Here is an 11,515-nt window from a genome sequence, read left to right on the forward strand (position 1 = left end):
GAGGAATGAAAGCCGCCACGGACACGAACGACTCGCGCGAGCCGGACGGTTCGCCGGGGACCGACGGCCGGCCGGCCGGCCGTCGTACGGGAGTCACCGTCGCCGCCGCCGTCGCGCTGACCGCGACACTCGCCCTGCTGCCCCTGTCCCGTGCCGACCGGGCCGACGACGGCCGGGAACCGCGGAAGGTCTCCGCCGAAGCCGCGCCCGCCGCCGAGGAGGCGGAGTGCGTCGAGCCGGAGCGCAGCCTGCGGCCCTCGTCACAGCCCGACGAGGGGCCGACCATCGACAAGATCAAGGCGCGCGGCCACCTGATCGTCGGCATCGACCAGAGCAGCTACCGCTGGGGCTACCGCAACCCCGCCACCAAGACCATCCAGGGCTTCGACATCGACCTCGCGCGGGCCATCGCCGAGGACATCCTCGGCTCCCCCGAGGACATCGTCTTCCGCGCCATTCCCACCAACCAGCGGGTCGACGCCCTGAACACCACCACGGACAGCGGGGTCGACCTGGTCGTACGGACCATGACGATCAACTGTGCGCGCAGCCTTCAGGTCGCCTTCTCCACCGCCTACTTCCAGGCCGGCCAGCAGGTGCTCGCGCCCAAGGAGGACTCCGACATCACGGGGTACGACAAGTCGCTCTCCGGCAAACGGGTCTGCTCGGCGGACAGCACGACGGCGTACGACGAGTTGGTGAAGAACTCGTTCGGCGCGATCTACAAGGACGAGCACGACGGGACACCGCGGGACGAGGACCAGCTGACGGTGCCGAACCAGCTGGACTGCCTGGTCCGGCTCCAGATGGGCGAGGTCGACGCGATCGTCACGGACAACGCGCTCGCGGCCGGCCAGGCCGCCCAGGACCCGGCGATCGAGCTGGTGGGCGAGCCGTTCACCAAGGAGTACTACGGCGTCGCGGCCAAGCTCGGCAACGACGACCTGGTGCGCCGGGTCAACCATGTGCTGGAGGAGTACCGCGCGGGCGGTGCCGACAGCCCCTGGATGAAGTCGTACGAGCAGTGGCTGGAGGCCGGACTGCCCGGCATAAAGGCGCCGCCGGCGGCGAAGTACAAGGACTGAGGAGCGGGTAGCGAGACCGAGGGACGCCAGGACCAGGACCGAGGACCGCGCACCGGTGACGGAGGCGGTCAGGGCAGAGCGGAGAGGTGATCGATGGGCGACGCGGGCTCCTTCCCCGACTCGAGGGGGAAGTCGGCCGGTCCTGCCATGGACCGGGACGAGGCGGATCGTGCCCTCGCGCGCCTCGGCGCCGAGCACGAGGCGATCGAGACGTCCCTGCTCGCCCTCCAGGACCACGCGGGCCGCCGGCTGCTCGAAGGGGCCGGCCTCAGTGGAGTCACCAAGGACCGCTGGGCCACCACCGACCGGGCGATCACGCTGCTGTGGAGCTACTTCGACGCCTACTCCGCCGCCCTGCGCGGCGCCCGTGAGGCCCGCGCCCGGCTGCGGTGGCTCAACCAGCAGGATCTGGTGGATCTGACCGAGAAGCTGCGGGGCCGCAGCGTCACGGTCGCGGGCTCGGCCAACCCGGCCCCCTCCCTCACGGGACCGGCCAAACTCTCCGAGCAGTTCACCCTCGCCGAACTGGTCGCGCGGATGAACGAGTTGTACGCGCAGTCGCTGGACATGGTCGTGGCGTCGGACTCCGTCTGGTCGGCGCTGCCCGCCCGGATAGACCTCCTCGCCGCCGAGCTGAACCGCACCCGTTCGCTGGCGCACTCGGCCGGGGTACGGCCCGGTGAGCACCCGGCGGGTGACGACCTGGAGGCGATCACCGACGAGCTGGCCACGCTGCGCGCCCAGGTGATCTCCGATCCGCTGGCCTTCTGGCAGCCGCTGCACGGCAGTTCGGCGCCCGGCGGCGGCAGGCCCGACACCGAGCGCTACGACCGGGCGGCCCGCGCCCTGGAGGACGTACGCCGGGAGATCGACGCCGTCCTGACGGTCCGTCAGGACTCGGAGGCGCGGCTGCTGCGGCTGCGGGACGTGCTGTCGCGCGCCGACCGTACGCTCACCGAGGCCCGGTCGGCCCGTGGCGAGGTGCTGGCGAAGATCGCCGCCTCCGAGGTGCCGGCGGTGAGCGGCCCGTCGACGGCGCTCCAGGAGCGGCTGTCCACGGCCGCCGAGTACCGCAGGCACGCGCAGTGGCATCGTCTCTCCCCGCTGCTGGAGTCCCTGGAGCGCGAGGCCGAGGACGAACTGCACCGGGCGCGCGAGTCGTTGACCGCCGTGACGGCGCCGCTCGCGGTCCGGGCCGAGCTGCGCGGCAGGCTCGACGCGTACAAGGCGAAGGTGGCCCGGCACGGGCTCGCCGAGGACATGGTGCTGACCGAACGCTACGACGCCGCCCGCCGGATGCTGTGGAGCGCGCCCTGCGATCTGCGCGTCGCCGAACAGGCGGTGCTGCGCTACCAGCAGGCGACGGCCGAGGCACTGGCCCAGCGGCAGTCCGGACCCACCGACCGCGGGGGGATCGCGTGAGCGTCGGCGGAGCACGGGGCCGGGATCTGAGAGAACGGCACGAATCACACGTACGGACAGTGCGGAACGTACTGGACGGCTTGAGCGAACGGGGGGACCGATGAGCGGGACGAGGAAATGCCAGCGCCCCGGTTGCGAGGGGTCGTACGAGGACATGGGCGGCGGTGAGCTGTACTGCGACACCTGCGGTCTGGCCCCGGTCGTCTCGCCGACCGGCATGGTGTCGTCGCCGCCCACCGGGATCACCGGTGGCGGCAGGGACAGCAGGGCCAGCGGCAAGGGCAGTGGCCGGGGCAGCGGTTCGGCGCGCAGCGGCTCGTCCCGCGCGTCGTCGCGGGCCTCCTCGCGCTCGTCGACGTCACGGCGTTCGGTCTCGGGGCGGCTGTCGCGTTCGCTGTCCGGCCGGCTCTCCAACCGGTCGGTGTCGGTGCGTAGTTCCGGCGCCGCCACCGGCACGTCGGGGCGCAACCGGCTGGGGGCGGGTCTCGTCTCCGTACCGGACGTGCCGAGGCCCGATCCGCGGTCGGCCGTGATGACGAGCGCCGAGGTCCCGGAGCGCAAGCGGTACTGCTCGCGTTCGGACTGCGGGGCGCCGGTGGGCCGTTCGCGCGGTGAGCGGCCGGGGCGTACGGAGGGGTTCTGCACCAAGTGCGGCCACCCGTACTCGTTCATGCCGAAGCTGCGCGAGGGCGACATCGTCCACGGGCAGTACGAGGTCGCGGGCTGTCTGGCGCACGGCGGTCTGGGCTGGATCTATCTGGCCGTCGACCGCGCGGTCTCCGACCGCTGGGTGGTCCTCAAGGGCCTGCTCGACACGGGTGACCAGGACGCCATGGAGGCGGCGATCTCCGAGCGGCGCTTCCTCGCCGAGATCGAGCACTCCAACATCGTCCGTATCTACAACTTCGTGGAACATCTCGACCAGCGGACCGGCTCCATGGACGGCTACATCGTCATGGAGTACGTGGGCGGCAAGGCGCTCAAGGAGATCGCCAACGAGCGGCGCGGCCCCGACGGCAAGCGCGACCCGCTGCCGGTCGAGCAGGCGTGCGCGTACGGCATCGAGGCGCTGGAGGCCCTCGGGCATCTGCACAGCCGCAATCTGCTCTACTGCGACTTCAAGGTCGACAACGCGATCCAGTCCGAGGACCAGCTCAAGCTCATCGACATGGGCGCGGTCCGCAGGATGGACGACGACGAGTCGGCGATCTACGGCACCGTCGGCTACCAGGCACCGGAGGTCGCCGAGGTCGGCCCCTCGGTGGCCTCCGACCTGTACACGGTGGCGCGCACGCTCGCGGTGCTGACGTTCGACTTCCAGGGCTACACGAACGTGTTCGTGGACTCGCTGCCCGACCCGGACAACATCGACGTCTTCCGGACGTACGAGTCGTTCTACCGGCTGCTGGTGCGCGCGACGGATCCCGACCCGGCGCGGCGGTTCGCCTCGGCGCAGGAGATGGCCGAGCAGCTGACGGGTGTGCTGCGCGAGGTCGTGGCGCTCCAGACGGGGCGGCCACGGCCGGCCCTGTCGACGCTGTTCGGCACGGAAGTGCGCGTCACGGACACCCAGTTGTTCGCCGACGCCGGTCAGGACGTGTCACGGCTGGGGCTGCGACCCGAGCCGGTGCGGACCGGGCTGTTCGGCCGCCGCGACAAGGCCGCGGGAAGCGCGAACGGGTCCTCGAACCGTCCCTCCGACGGGCCCGTGATCGGCACCGTCGGCGCCGCCGCGCTGCCCCCGGGCGGCGGGCAGCACCCGGGTACGGGCGTGCCGGCGCCACTGCCCGGCCACCCCGCGATCCAGCCGCCCCCGCCGCCCTTCGGGGCACCTTCCCAACTCCCGCCCGGCGCCCCGCGGGGCGGTGTCCCGGCGCCTCGGACCGGACCGGGGGCGGTCCCGGGCGCGGCACCGGGTGCCGGACCGAACGGTGGCGGACCGGGTGGCTCCGTCCCCGCCGTCGTGGCCGCCGAAGCCCTGGAGACCGGCGCCCCGCTCGCCCGTATCGACTCGCGCGCCACCGCGCTGGCCCTGCCGGTGCCACGGGTCGACGCGAACGACCCCAACGCGGGCTTCCTGGCCGGTCTGATGGCGGCCGCCCCCGCCGAGCTGATCTCCGCGCTCGCGACGGCGCCCGCCGACTCCCTGGAGCGCCGGCTGCGTGAGCTGCGCGCCCGGCTGGAGATGGGTGAACTGATCACAGCCTCCGCGGCGTTGAGCGAGCTGGAAGCTCGCCACGCCGACGACTGGCGGGTCGTCTGGTACCGGGGTGTCACCTCGCTGGTGACGGGTGAGAACGAGATCGCGGCGCTCTCCTTCGACGCGATCTACGACGCCTTCCCGGGGGAGGCCGCGCCGAAGCTGGCGCTCGGAGTCTGCGCCGAGGTGCTCGGCCAGCTCGACAACGCGGCCGAGTACTACCGCCTCGTATGGATGACGGACCCGAGCTATGTCAGCGCCGCCTTCGGCCTCGCCCGGGTGCAGAACGCGGCGGGCGACCGGACCGGAGCCGTACGGACCCTGGAGTCGGTCCCCGAGGCGTCGATCCACTACACGGCGGCCAGGATCGCGGCCGTACGGTCCCGGCTGCGCCGCCGTGACCTGCGTGAGCTGTCGCCCCTCGCCCCGCAGGGTGCCACGCCGGACACACCGCTGATCGACGATCTGAGAGCGGCGGCCGACCAGGTCTCGCGCCTCGGCCAGTTCGGTCTGGACTCGATGCGCCGCGAGCAGTTGTCGACGGAGGTTCTGGGCACGGCTCTGGACTGGGTACTCTCCGGTGGTCCAGGGAATCGTCCCGGACAGACCTCGTTGCTCGGCAGCGAACTGAACGAGCGCGGTCTGCGCTTGGGACTGGAACGCTCGTACCGGGTGCTTGCCCGGCTCGCTCAACGTGGCGAGGAGAGGATCGACCTGGTGGAGCGGGCCAACCGCTTCCGCCCCCGGACGTGGGTGTGATTGATGTCGCAGATGCACGAGCCGACGGCCCTTTCGAGGTGTCCCAGTTGCGAGGAGCCGCTGGAGTCGGGCGACCTGTTCTGTGGTGCGTGCGGGTACGACCTGTCGGCCGTACCCCCGCCTCCGGACGACCACCCCACGATCGTCATGAACGGCGCGCCGGGGGCGGGTCCTTCGGGCGCCGTCGACTGGCCGTCCGCCGCCGGGACGGACAGCACGGCCACGCCCGCGCCGGTGCATGTGCCCGGCGAGCTGCCGGGGATCGACTCGACCGGGGTGCCGCTGTCCGGGCACACCGGGGCAGGGCATCCGACGGCGGGCCACCCGGCGGCGGCGGGGCACCGGCCCGTGCCGTCGGCCGTGCCCACCGTCGCACCGCCTGCCGCACCGCCCCTGGCACCGCCGGCCGCACCACCTGCCGCACCGCCGACCGCGCCGATCCCCGCGGGTGACTTCGAACTGCCCGCGCCCACAGCGGCGGCGGCCGGGGCCCCGCTCCCGGTGCCCCATGTCACCGACCTCCCCTCGGCCGACCCCGCCGACCCGCGTACGGCGGCGCCCGCCGCCCCGGCGGGCACGAAGCTCTGCGTGGCCTGCCGCGCGGGCCATGTCGACACCGACGGCTACTGCGAGAACTGCGGTCACGCCCAGCCGCGCGAACGCGACCACGTGGAGCAGGAGTTGGACGCCGTGGCGGCGGTCAGCGACCGCGGGCTGCGCCACCACCGCAACGAGGACGCGTTCGCCGTGTCGTCGGCCGCCCTGCCGGACGGTTCACCGGCCGTCATCGCGATCGTCTGCGACGGCGTGTCGTCGGCGACCCGCCCCGACGAGGCGTCGGCGGCCGCTTCGGCGGCCGCCAACGAGGTCCTGCTGACGGCCCTGCCGCGCGGCACACACCCGCAACAGGCGATGCACGAGGCGATCGTGGCCGCCGCCGAGGCCGTCAACGTCCTTGCCGACCGGCCGGGCCGGGCCGGCGAGGAGGCCGCGCACCGCGCGCAGAACGCGCCCGCGTGCACGATCGTCGGCGCGGTCGTGGCGAGCGGGCTGCTCGTCATCGGCTGGGTCGGCGACAGCCGCGCCTACTGGGTGCCCGACGACCGCACGGGACCACCGGCCCGGCTCACCGAGGACGACTCCTGGGCCGCCCAGATGGTGGCCGCGGGCCTGATGAACGAGGCGGAGGCGTACGCGGACGAACGCGCCCACGCCATCACCGGCTGGCTCGGCGCCGACGCCTACGAACTCGAACCGCACACGGCGTCCTTCAAACCGGACCGCCCCGGTGTGGTGGTGGTGTGCACGGACGGCCTGTGGAACTACGCGGAGAGCCCCCAGGAAATGGCAAGGGCCCTTCCGCCGGACGCGGCCGAGCGGCCCCTGCGCAGCGCCCAGGTGCTGGTCGGCCACGCGCTCGACGGTGGGGGCCACGACAACGTAACAGTGGCCCTGCTGCCGTTCGCCGTGCCACAGCAAGGGGCAGGATCCGCCTACAAACCGGCCTGAGCACCCCACTGCCCGGACCCCGGCCGGACCACCGGCCCGGACCGGTGCCCGGTCCAACCCCGGGTGCACACCGGCCCGTTGTCCCGCCGATCTCTCAAGTCTTCTGTTTTTTGCCAGTGGAGCGTCAAGGAGCCGATACAGATGGCGAACTTCTCCAAGTCGACCGTGCCGCAGTTCTCCGTCGAGGTGTACCAGAACGAGTACCTGCCGGAGGGCGGGCGCGAGGTCAACGCGATCGTGACGGTCACGTCCACCGGAGGCGGTACGACCGGCCGGGTGCCGCTCACGGGAGCGGCCGCCACCCCCGCGGCGCTGCCGGGACAGGGCCCGAACGCGGCCGTGGTGATCATGGTCGACTGCTCGGGGTCGATGGACTACCCGCCGACGAAGATGCGCAACGCGCGCGATGCCACGTCCGCCGCCATCGACACGCTGCGCGACGGTGTCGCCTTCGCCGTGGTGGCCGGTACGCATGTGGCCAAGGAGGTCTATCCGGGCAACGGCGGGCTCGCGGTCGCCGACGCCGCCACCCGCGCGGAGGCCAAGAACGCCCTGCGCCGGCTGAGCGCCGGCGGCGGTACGGCCATCGGCACCTGGCTGCGCCTCGCGGACCGGCTGCTGTCCTCGGCCGACGTGTCGATCAGGCACGGCATCCTGCTCACCGACGGCCGTAACGAGCACGAGACCCCGGAGGATCTGCGGGCCTCGCTCGACGCCTGCGCGGGCCGTTTCACCTGCGACGCCCGCGGTGTCGGCACGGACTGGGTGGTGAAAGAAGTCACAGGACTCGCCTCGGCGATGCTCGGCACGGCGGACATCGTCGCCGATCCGGCCGGCCTGGCCGCCGACTTCACCGAGATGATGGAGAACGCGATGGGCAAGGAGGTCGCGGACGTCGCCCTGCGGCTCTGGACGCCCGTCGGTGTGGAGATCAGGTTCGTCAAGCAGGTGGCGCCGACGGTCGAGGAGCTGACCGAGCGGCGTACGGAGGCCAACACCCGTGCCGGGGACTATCCGACCGGCTCCTGGGGCGACGAGTCCCGTGACTACCACGTATGTGTCCAGGTCCCGGAGGCGGGCGTCGGCCAGGAGATGCTGGCGGCCCGGGTCTCGCTGATCCTCCCCGCCGCCGACGGCACGTCGCAGGTGCTGTCCCAGGGGCTGGTACGGGCGGTGTGGACCGACGACATGGTGGCGTCGACCTCCATCAATCCGCAGGTCGCGCACTACACGGGCCAGGCCGAGCTGGCCCAGGTGATCCAACAGGGCCTGGAGGCCCGTAAGTCGGGCGACTTCGACGGCGCGACCGCCAAACTGGGCCGCGCGGTACAGCTCGCGTCGGACTCGGGGAACGCCGATACGGCGAAATTGCTTTCGAAGGTGGTGGACGTGGTCGACGCGGCGACAGGTACTGTGCGACTGAAAGCAAAGGTCGCGGACGCGGACGAGATGACACTGGAAACGCGCTCGACCAAAACCGTTCGCGTCAAGAAGTAGCGAACAGCAGCGAGAAGCGATCAGCAGCGGCCTTCGGGCCGGACGAGGAGAGGGGGAAGCGCCGACATGCCGACTTGCCCGAACGGACACCAGTCGGGTTCCGACGACTGGTGCGAGGTCTGTGGCCATCGCATGGCCGGAGCCGGCGCTCCCGCCGGTTCGGTGCCGCCGCCTCCCCCACCACCGCCCGCGCCCGGTTACGGCTATCCGCAGGATCCGAACGCGACAGCGCAGGCCGAGATGTGCCCGCAGTGCCGTACTCCGCGTGAGGGCAACGCCCTGTTCTGCGAGGAGTGCCGGTGGAACTTCCTCACGAACACGGCGACCTCGTACACGCCGCTGGCTCCGCAGCACCAGCACCCCGGTGGACCGGGCGGGCCGGGTGGCCCCGGTGGACCGCCGCCGCCCGGACTGAATCTGCCGCCGGGCTTCCAGGCCCAGCAGTCGCCGCCCCGGCCGCCGGATCCGTACGACTACCAGGGCTCACGCCCCTCCCAGCTGAACCGGCCCGCCGAACCGCTGTCCCCGGACCAGCAGGGCCAGCAGGGCGGGTTCGGCCCGCAGGGCGGACCTCCCGGGCCGCCCGGCCACCCCGGGCCTCCGGGACCTCCCGGACCTCCCGGACCGCACGGCCAGCAGGGCCAGCACGGCCAGCAGGGACCGCCGCCGCCCCCGCCGTACCAGCAGCAGGGGCCGCCGTCACCGCCCTCGTTCCAGCAGTCGGGGCCGCCGGCCCCGCCGCAGCAGACCGGTGGCGACGACTGGGTGCTGCCGCCGCCCTCGCACGCGCAGGCGCCCCCGCCCCCGCACCAGTTCCAGCAGGGACCGCCGCCGCAGCAGCACCAGCAGCAGCCACCGCAGCAACAGCCGCCGCATCAGTACCAGCCGCCCGGCAACTGGACCGCGGTCGTCGCACCGGACCGTGACTACTTCATGGCGATGATGCAGCGCAGCGGCCCCGAGGCGACGGGCCTCAACCTGCCCGCGTACTCACCGGAACAGCACCTTCCGATGACCGGGAACCAGATCACCATCGGCCGCAGACGCCACTCCACCGGCGAGTCCCCCGATGTCGACCTGTCCGTCCCGCCGGAGGACCCGGGTGTCTCGCACCAGCACGCGGTCCTGGTCCAGCAGCCCGACGGCAGCTGGGCGGTGGTCGATCAGAACTCCACCAACGGCACGACGCTGAACGGCGCCGAGGACCCGATCCAGCCGTACGTCCCCGTCCCGCTCAAGGACGGTGACCGCGTGCACGTCGGTGCCTGGACGACGATCACGATCCGCCGGGGCTGACAGAGCGAGGGATCACGATCCGCCGGGGCCGAGCGACCAGACGTACGGCCCCGAGGGATCGTCCAGCCAGGCCCACTGCCGGTCCTGGCCGACCGTGATGCCGAACCTCTCCCGCTGCGGGCGCCCCTCGCGCTCCCAGAGGGAGAGGGCCTCGTGCGGGTCCAGGCTGCCCGCCGTCAGCGAGAGCATGAAGCGGAAGAGATCGTTCTCCAGCGCCCGCCGGGGCAGCCCGCCGATCCGCTGGAGGACGGGCAGTCCCGGCTCCGCCACACCGCCGCGCAGCGGGACGAAGAAGGCGGACGTGTGCAGGAAGTGCCCTTCCGCGTAACGGCCGTGGGGGTCCTCGCCGACATCCAGCGCGATCAGCCCGGTCGCCAGCGGCGCCAGGATCCGCGCCCCGTCCGCGCACTGCGCCAGCCAGCCGGACGGCACGGCGGGCAGCGTGCAGGTCGCGATGATCCGGTCGAACGGCGCCCGCCGCAGACAGCCGACAGCGCCGTCGCCCGTGACGACCGCGGGCCGGTATCCGGCGGCCGCGAGATGCCTGCGGGCGGACTCCGTGATCTCCGGATCCAGATCGACGGTCGTCACGCGCGCGTCGCCCAGCCGGTGCGAGAGCAGCCCCGCGTTGTAGCCGGTGCCCGCGCCGATCTCCAGGACGGTGTGCCCGTCGCGTACGTCCAGCTCCGCGAGCATCCGGGCCATCAGGGAGGGCTGGCTGCTGGAGGAGATCAGTTCACCGTCCCGTACGCGGGTGGCCAGCGCCCCGTCCGCGTACGCGCCGCGCAGCCAGCGCAGCCGTCTGGCCGGGTCGGGGTCGTCGCACCACAGCCGGTCGTGGCCGCCGGGTCTGCTGACGAAGTAGTACGGCACGAACAGATGGCGCGGCACCTCCTCGAACGCCGCGCGCCAGGCCGGGTCGTCCAGCGCCCCGTCGTCCGCCATGCCCCGCACCATGGCGGCGCGCGCCTCGGCGGCGACGCCGGCTTCGTCGTCGCCCGGCCCGTACGCCTCGCGCTGCTCGCGGTGAACGCCCATGACTCCACTGTCCTGTGTCGCGGGCGCGGAAGCGAGCAGTCCCGGGCCCTGCCCGTCGGACGAGTCCTAGACCTCAGGTACTCGGCCGGGGCGTCTGAGACCATGGAAGGGTGAACGAGATTCCGCGCGGCACGCTTTCGGAGCAGACCTTCTACGAGCAGGTCGGCGGCGAGGAGACCTTCCGGCGACTGGTGCACCGGTTCTACCAGGGGGTCGCCGAGGATCCGCTGCTCCGGCCGATGTATCCGGAGGAGGATCTGGGTCCGGCCGAGGAGCGGTTCACGCTGTTCCTGATCCAGTACTGGGGCGGTCCCCGCACGTACAGCGACAACCGGGGCCATCCCCGGCTGCGGATGCGCCACGCGCCGTTCACCGTCGACCGGGCCGCGCACGACGCGTGGCTGCGGCACATGCGGGTGGCGATCGACGAGCTGGGGCTCTCCGAGGAGCACGAGGCGCAGCTCTGGAACTACATGACGTACGCCGCCGCGTCGATGGTGAACAGCTGAGTCACGGCTGAACCCGCGCGCGGGCCGAGGGCCGCGAGCCGGGCGCTGCGGGCCGCGAGCCGATCCCTCGCCGGCCCCGGAATGCGGACTTCCCGTTCCGGACAACGGTCACGATCCGATCAAAGTCCGCCCGTAAGCGGTTTCCACGGGCGGGGGCCCTCTGAAAGTATCCGAAGCTCCGGGGCGGGCGAGGGATCGGC

General features: G+C 72.5%; 8 protein-coding genes. 7 read left to right on the forward strand and 1 reads right to left on the reverse strand.

Annotation, left to right across the window (positions count from 1 at the left end):
* The first annotated feature begins 5 nt into the window (after nt 1-5).
* From ACFUN8_RS12270 to ACFUN8_RS12295, 6 genes are all read left to right on the forward strand, one after another.
* Complete coding sequence (locus tag ACFUN8_RS12270; protein WP_383634923.1) at nt 6-1,085, forward strand: glutamate ABC transporter substrate-binding protein; 1,080 nt, start codon at nt 6-8, stop codon at nt 1,083-1,085.
* Between the two features lie 93 nt (nt 1,086-1,178).
* On the forward strand, nt 1,179-2,507 hold the full coding sequence (locus tag ACFUN8_RS12275; protein WP_383634925.1) for a hypothetical protein: 1,329 nt from the start codon (nt 1,179-1,181) through the stop codon (nt 2,505-2,507).
* Nucleotides 2,508-2,607: 100 nt separating this feature from the next.
* Entirely contained in the window at nt 2,608-5,466 is a 2,859-nt protein-coding gene (locus tag ACFUN8_RS12280; RefSeq protein ID WP_383634927.1) for a tetratricopeptide repeat protein, read from the forward strand.
* 3 nt (nt 5,467-5,469) lie between these two features.
* A complete protein-coding gene (locus tag ACFUN8_RS12285; protein WP_383634929.1) occupies nt 5,470-6,975 on the forward strand; it encodes a PP2C family serine/threonine-protein phosphatase in 1,506 nt (501 codons plus the stop codon).
* Nucleotides 6,976-7,116: 141 nt separating this feature from the next.
* The gene (locus ACFUN8_RS12290; protein WP_383634931.1) at nt 7,117-8,472 is read left to right on the forward strand and encodes a VWA domain-containing protein; all 1,356 of its coding nucleotides are present in this window, start codon (nt 7,117-7,119) and stop codon (nt 8,470-8,472) included.
* A gap of 66 nt (nt 8,473-8,538) precedes the next feature.
* Entirely contained in the window at nt 8,539-9,768 is a 1,230-nt protein-coding gene (locus tag ACFUN8_RS12295; RefSeq protein WP_383634932.1) for an FHA domain-containing protein, read from the forward strand.
* A gap of 12 nt (nt 9,769-9,780) precedes the next feature.
* Here the strand turns inward: ACFUN8_RS12295 and ACFUN8_RS12300 are convergent, their stop codons facing one another.
* On the reverse strand, nt 9,781-10,806 hold the full coding sequence (locus ACFUN8_RS12300; RefSeq protein WP_383634934.1) for a methyltransferase domain-containing protein: 1,026 nt from the start codon (nt 10,804-10,806) through the stop codon (nt 9,781-9,783).
* 110 nt (nt 10,807-10,916) lie between these two features.
* Here ACFUN8_RS12300 and ACFUN8_RS12305 point away from each other — a divergent pair, with 110 nt between their 5' ends.
* Nucleotides 10,917-11,315: a globin gene (locus ACFUN8_RS12305; protein WP_382564418.1), complete on the forward strand. Its 399-nt coding sequence runs from the start codon at nt 10,917-10,919 to the stop codon at nt 11,313-11,315.
* Nucleotides 11,316-11,515: the final 200 nt, after the last annotated feature.

Source organism: Streptomyces sp. NPDC057307 (assembly GCF_042667665.1).
Classification (GTDB): Bacteria; Actinomycetota; Actinomycetes; order Streptomycetales; family Streptomycetaceae; genus Streptomyces.

What these genes read in the sequence shown, in the direction of transcription:
- ACFUN8_RS12275 (WP_383634925.1), top strand. Translation starts at nt 1,179, where the DNA reads ATGGGCGACGCGGGCTCCTTCCCCGACTCGAGGGGGAAGTCGGCCGGT.
- ACFUN8_RS12290 (WP_383634931.1), top strand. Translation starts at nt 7,117, where the DNA reads ATGGCGAACTTCTCCAAGTCGACCGTGCCGCAGTTCTCCGTCGAGGTG.
- ACFUN8_RS12280 (WP_383634927.1), top strand. Translation starts at nt 2,608, where the DNA reads ATGAGCGGGACGAGGAAATGCCAGCGCCCCGGTTGCGAGGGGTCGTAC.
- ACFUN8_RS12285 (WP_383634929.1), top strand. Translation starts at nt 5,470, where the DNA reads ATGTCGCAGATGCACGAGCCGACGGCCCTTTCGAGGTGTCCCAGTTGC.
- ACFUN8_RS12270 (WP_383634923.1), top strand. Translation starts at nt 6, where the DNA reads ATGAAAGCCGCCACGGACACGAACGACTCGCGCGAGCCGGACGGTTCG.
- ACFUN8_RS12295 (WP_383634932.1), top strand. Translation starts at nt 8,539, where the DNA reads ATGCCGACTTGCCCGAACGGACACCAGTCGGGTTCCGACGACTGGTGC.
- ACFUN8_RS12300 (WP_383634934.1), bottom strand. Translation starts at nt 10,806, where the DNA reads ATGGGCGTTCACCGCGAGCAGCGCGAGGCGTACGGGCCGGGCGACGAC.